The organism is Streptomyces fuscichromogenes (genome assembly GCF_014645815.1).
GTDB classification, from domain to species: domain Bacteria; phylum Actinomycetota; class Actinomycetes; order Streptomycetales; family Streptomycetaceae; genus Streptomyces; species Streptomyces fuscichromogenes.
This window is the reverse complement of sequence record NZ_BMML01000081.1, coordinates 1-4,843: the sequence shown is the minus strand read 5'-3', so window position 1 is coordinate 4,843 and position 4,843 is coordinate 1. Positions and strand designations below refer to the sequence as shown.

Here is a 4,843-nt window from a genome sequence, read left to right as displayed (position 1 = left end):
CGCATCAAAACCGTCCACCGACCGCAGGAAACCACCCCGCACAACCCCCACATCACCCCGCCCCGCCGGCACCGGCCCCACCACCTCACGACCCGCCGCCACCACATCCCACAACTCCCCCGCACTCCCCGCACCCGCAACCCGGCACGACACACCCACCACAGCGACGGCATCCTCGAACAGCGCGCCTGAATTCGACATCACGGTGGGTGGTCTCCTTTTCCGTTCACACGCCGAATCGGGAAGTGATCCGCCGGGGACAAGGGGCATGTTCTGCGCCCGGTCATCGTCATGGGGCGCGCTAAAGGGCCTCTTGCGGTGGTCTTGCACCGGCCGGGTCAGCCGCGGGCCGGTTCCACGGTGCGCACACGCAGGTCTTCGGGCAGGTCCCGGCGCCGGGAGATACCGAGTTTGCGGTAGACCCTGGTCAGGTGCTGCTCGACGGTGCTGACACTGACGAAGAGCCTGGCCGCGATCTCCTTGTTGGTGTAGCCCCGGGCGGCGAAGGCCGCGACGCGTTCCTCGGAGGCGCTGAGGCGGCCGGTGCCGGGCCGGCCGCCGGAACGCGGGAGGCGGGGACGGTCCCCGCGGCGGGCCGGGTCCAGCCGTGCGGCCAGCGGCGCGGCCGCGCAGTCCAGGGCGAGCTGGCGGGCCCGGCGGGTGACCGCGCCGGCCCGGGTGCCCTCGCCGTTCGTCTGGAGTGCGTCGCCCAGATCGGCCAGGGTGCGGGCGAGTTCGAGCCGGTCGCCGTACTCGCGGAGCAGGTCGGCCGCCTCGGTCAGCAGCTCGATACGGCGCCGGGAGGGGACCGCGACCGCGCTCAGGCGCAGGCAGACCCCGCGGACCCGGGCGTCGGACGCCTCGCTTGCGGCCAGCTGCTCCGCGGCAAGGGCCCGGGCCCGGACCGTCAGGCCCAGGGCCACCAGTGCCTCGGCGGCATCACTGCGCCAGGGCAGCAGCCCCGCATGATCGAGTCCCCAGCGCACGGCGGTACGGCCCACGTCGGAAAACGCCTCGAGAGCGGCCTGCGGACGCCCGGTGGCCAGGTAGTGGTGGCCGCGTGCCCGCAGGAAAGCCAGAGCGTGGACCGTGGAGTACGCGTCGCCGGGCAGCAGGGGACGCAGCCGGCGGGCCGCGGCCGTGTGCTCGCCCTGTCCGGTCAGAGCGTGCACGAGAACGGCCAGGGGGGCCAGGGCCAGCTGCCCGCCGCGCCCGGCCAGCAGGTCCAGCGCCGCGGCCGCCTCCCGGCGGGCGCCGGCCAGGTCGCCCAGCCGGAGCAGGGCCTGTGCGTGCGCGGTGACAAAGACAGCCTGCCAGCCCGCCGCGGGCCGGGCAGCCGCCCCGGCCGCGAGCCGCACACACCAGCCGGCCGCGGCACGCGGCCGGTGATGGACCAGCGTACGCAGAGCATGACCGACCGCCTCGAACGAAGCAGCCGTCAACGGAGTCACGGCAAGCAGCTCTTCCGCACCCGCCACGGTGTCCTGGGCACGGGGATGGAACCAGAACACAGCCGCACACGGCAACCGCCCCGCATGACCAGAACCCGAACCCGCACCCATCCCGGAACCGGACCCGGTGCCGGACCCGGAACCCATCCCGGTGCCGGTGCCAGTGCCGGAACCCATGCCCGTACCGGAACCCATGCCCGTACCGGACCCGGCGCCGGAGCCCATGCCGGAACCAGAACCCATCCCGGACCCGGACCCGGACCCGGAGCCGGACCCGGAACCCATGCCGGTGCCGGTGCCGGTGCCGGTGCCAGTGCCGGTGCTCATGCCGGAACCGGAACCCATGCCGGAACCGGAACCCATGCCCATGCGGGTGCCGGACCCGGCGCCGGAGCCCGTGCCCGTGCCGGAGCCGGTGTCGGTGCCGGCGGGCAGCTGGGCCAGCAGGTCACGCACAGGGTCCTCCGAGACCGGCCGGGCACCGGGAACAGCACCCCGCCGGGCCAGGACGTCGTCGGCCTCCTCGATACGGCCCTGCATGACCAGCTGACGTGCCAGCCAGCCCGCCTCGGCGTACGGCAGACGCCCGGCCAGGAACGCCGCAGCAGGCTCGTCCAGCAGCCGGCAGGCCTCCGACGGATCCCTCTGCCACATGTGCTCGGCCAACTGCAGAACAACCCGGACACGAGCCGGCCCGCCCCCACCACCGGACCCACCCGCGGACACGGACACACCACCGGACACGCCCGCGCCGGTGCCAAACCCGGTGCCGGCGGACGCGGCCAGGGCCAGCCGCAGGCAGGCCTCGGCACGGCCCGGCGCACCGGCACGCGCCACATCCACCACACCCAGCGCATCCGATGCATCCGGCGCGTCCGGCATGTCCGGTGCGTCCGGTGCGTCCGGTGCGTCCGGCGGGCCGGCCGTCTGCCCGGCACCCGTCACCGGTTCCTGGCGGGCAGCCTCCCGCAGAACCGCGATCTCCCAGTCATGGCCGGCGCTCCCGGCCGCCAGCAGATGCCCGGCCACGGCCCCCGGCCCGCCCTGACTGCGGTACAGGACCCCGGCCGCCTCCCGGTGCAGGGCACGGCGCCGGCCCGGACTCAAAACGGCGAGCACGGCAGCCCCGACCACCGGATGCGGCAGACAGCCGCCGACAGCAAGGCCGGCCGCGTCCAGGGCACGCGCCGCGAGACCGGCCGCGTCCGGGCCGAGCCCCGCCAGCAGCCCGGCACGGGCCGCACCCGCACCCGCACCCGCACCCGCACCCGCACCCGCACCCGCACCGGGACCCAGAACGGCAAGAGCGGACGCAAGACGCCGCGCATCGCTGCCGCACCGGCGCAGACACGCCAGATACGTCCGGGCGTACGGGCCCGCGGGCTCCGGCTGCGGACACGGCCCGCCGCCCCAGGCCCCCGTCTCGGCAAGCAGGGCCCGCAGCAGCAGCGGATTGCCGCCGCTCAGCCGGACGACCCCGCCATCACCCGCCTGATCACCACAGGCACCCCAGAACCGGGCGAGTTCACCGGTGTCACGCACACCCAGACGCTCCACCCGGATCCGGCCGAACCCCGGATGCCGCAGCAGAGCGGCGTACAGCCCCCGACGCCCAGCACCAGCACCAGCACCGGCACCGGCACCGGCACCGGCACCGGGACCGGACACCTGGCCGAGCAGCGTCAGCAGCGCCGCGTCACGCAGCTCATCCACCGCACGCAGGAGCCGGGCCAGCGAGACACCATCCGCATACTGAAGATCATCGACCACCAGGACGACCGGCCCGCGGGCACAGGCCGCACCCAGCACACCCGTCAGCCCCCGCGGCCCCGGCCGCCCGGCCCCGGCGGACACCGCCCCCGCGCCCCCGCCCTCCAGCGCATCGACAAGCCCGCGCAGCAAGGACCGCCCACCACGGCGTCCGCCCGCCCCGGCAACGACCCGCACCACCCTCAGACCGCACCCGGCAGCCTGACCCGCCGCGTACTGCAGCAGCACCGACTTGCCACAGCCCGCAGCACCCTCCACCAGCACCACCCCGGCCGTACCCCCCGCACACACCCGCACCGCCTTGTCCAGCCGGGCACGCTCGTCATCGCGGTACAGGAGCACCATGAACCGCCTTCCCCCCGTCGCCTACCTCGCACCCCCCACGCTAAGAACACCACCACCCCGGAAAAGACCACGAACGACAAGCACTAACTGCACGACAGGAACTCCCCCCACCACCACCCCCCACCACCCGCCACCCGCCACCACCCGCCACCACCCGCCACCGACAGCCACCGACAGCCACCGACAGCCACCGACAGCCACCGACAGCCACCGACAGCCAGCACATCCCCACCCGGACACCCACCCCGACAGAAACCCCAAAAAGAAAAAAGAGGGCAGCGGCACCCGACCCGCCACACACATACGACCCACCACCCCCACCACACCCCCACCACACCACACCACCCCCACCCCACCCCACCGCACCGCACCGCACCGCACCGGTGAGAAGCCGCCGCCCGCACCCGCACCGGCGAGAAGGCGACGCCCGCAGACCCTGACCCCCGCCGCTCCCCCGCCACAACCAGCCGCCCGCCCCGCAAGGAACGCACACAAAGCAGACACGACGGCCCAGCCGACGGCACCCGCACCACCCGCCACCCGCCACCCGCCACCCGCCACCCGCCACCCGCCAGCACACCCGCCCGCCCCGCCAGCACACCCGCCCGCCCGGCCCGCCGCCCGCCCGCAGGCGGGCCGGCAAGGGGCACCGCCGGCCGTCACCCGCCGGCCGTCACCCGTCGGCCGACGCCTGCACCCGCGTCCCGGTGAACACACGGATGTTCTCCGCGACCGCCTCACACACCTCAGCGACCTGCCCGCCGAGATAGAAATGCCCCCCGGGAAACACCCGCAAGGAGAACACCCCCTCGGTCAGCTCCCGCCACGCCATCGCCTCCTGCACACCCACCCGCGGATCAGCACTGCCCGTGAACACCGTCAGCGGACAGCTCAACGGCACACCACCCGCCGCATCCGGCACATACCGGTAGGTCTCCACAGCCTCGAAATCCGCCCGCAACGCAGGCAGCACCATCGACAGCACCTCCCGGTCCCCCAGCAGACCAGGATCCGTACCCGACAGCACCCGCACCTCCTCCACCAGCGCATCATCACCCAGCACATGCACACACCCGTCCCCGCACACAGCAGCCGAACGCCGCCCCGAAACAATCAGCCCCAACGGCTGCGCACCCTCCCCACGCAGCACACGCGCCAACTCGAAAGCAACCACAGCACCCATACTGTGCCCGAACAACACCAACGGCAGACCATCCCAGCCACGCAACGCCTCACGCACCCCCCCGACCAGCCCCGCCACCGACGTCAACGCCCGC

At 73.9% G+C, this 4,843-nt stretch carries 3 protein-coding genes and 1 pseudogene; all 4 read right to left on the bottom strand.

The window, feature by feature from the left end; translation table 11 throughout:
- Positions 1-201, bottom strand: a 201-nt coding sequence (locus tag IEZ11_RS52720; protein WP_189269804.1) for a beta-ketoacyl synthase N-terminal-like domain-containing protein, incomplete at its 3' end; no start/stop codon positions are given.
- A gap of 137 nt (positions 202-338) precedes the next feature.
- Complete coding sequence (locus IEZ11_RS52175; protein ID WP_268239984.1) at positions 339-2,570, bottom strand: LuxR family transcriptional regulator; 2,232 nt, start codon at positions 2,568-2,570, stop codon at positions 339-341.
- A gap of 636 nt (positions 2,571-3,206) precedes the next feature.
- Positions 3,207-3,566, bottom strand: a pseudogene (locus tag IEZ11_RS52715) (ATP-binding protein); the annotation flags it as partial.
- A 673-nt stretch (positions 3,567-4,239) separates the two neighbouring features.
- A partial coding sequence (locus IEZ11_RS50075) for a thioesterase II family protein (RefSeq protein WP_189269802.1) occupies positions 4,240-4,843 on the bottom strand: 604 nt, incomplete at its 5' end.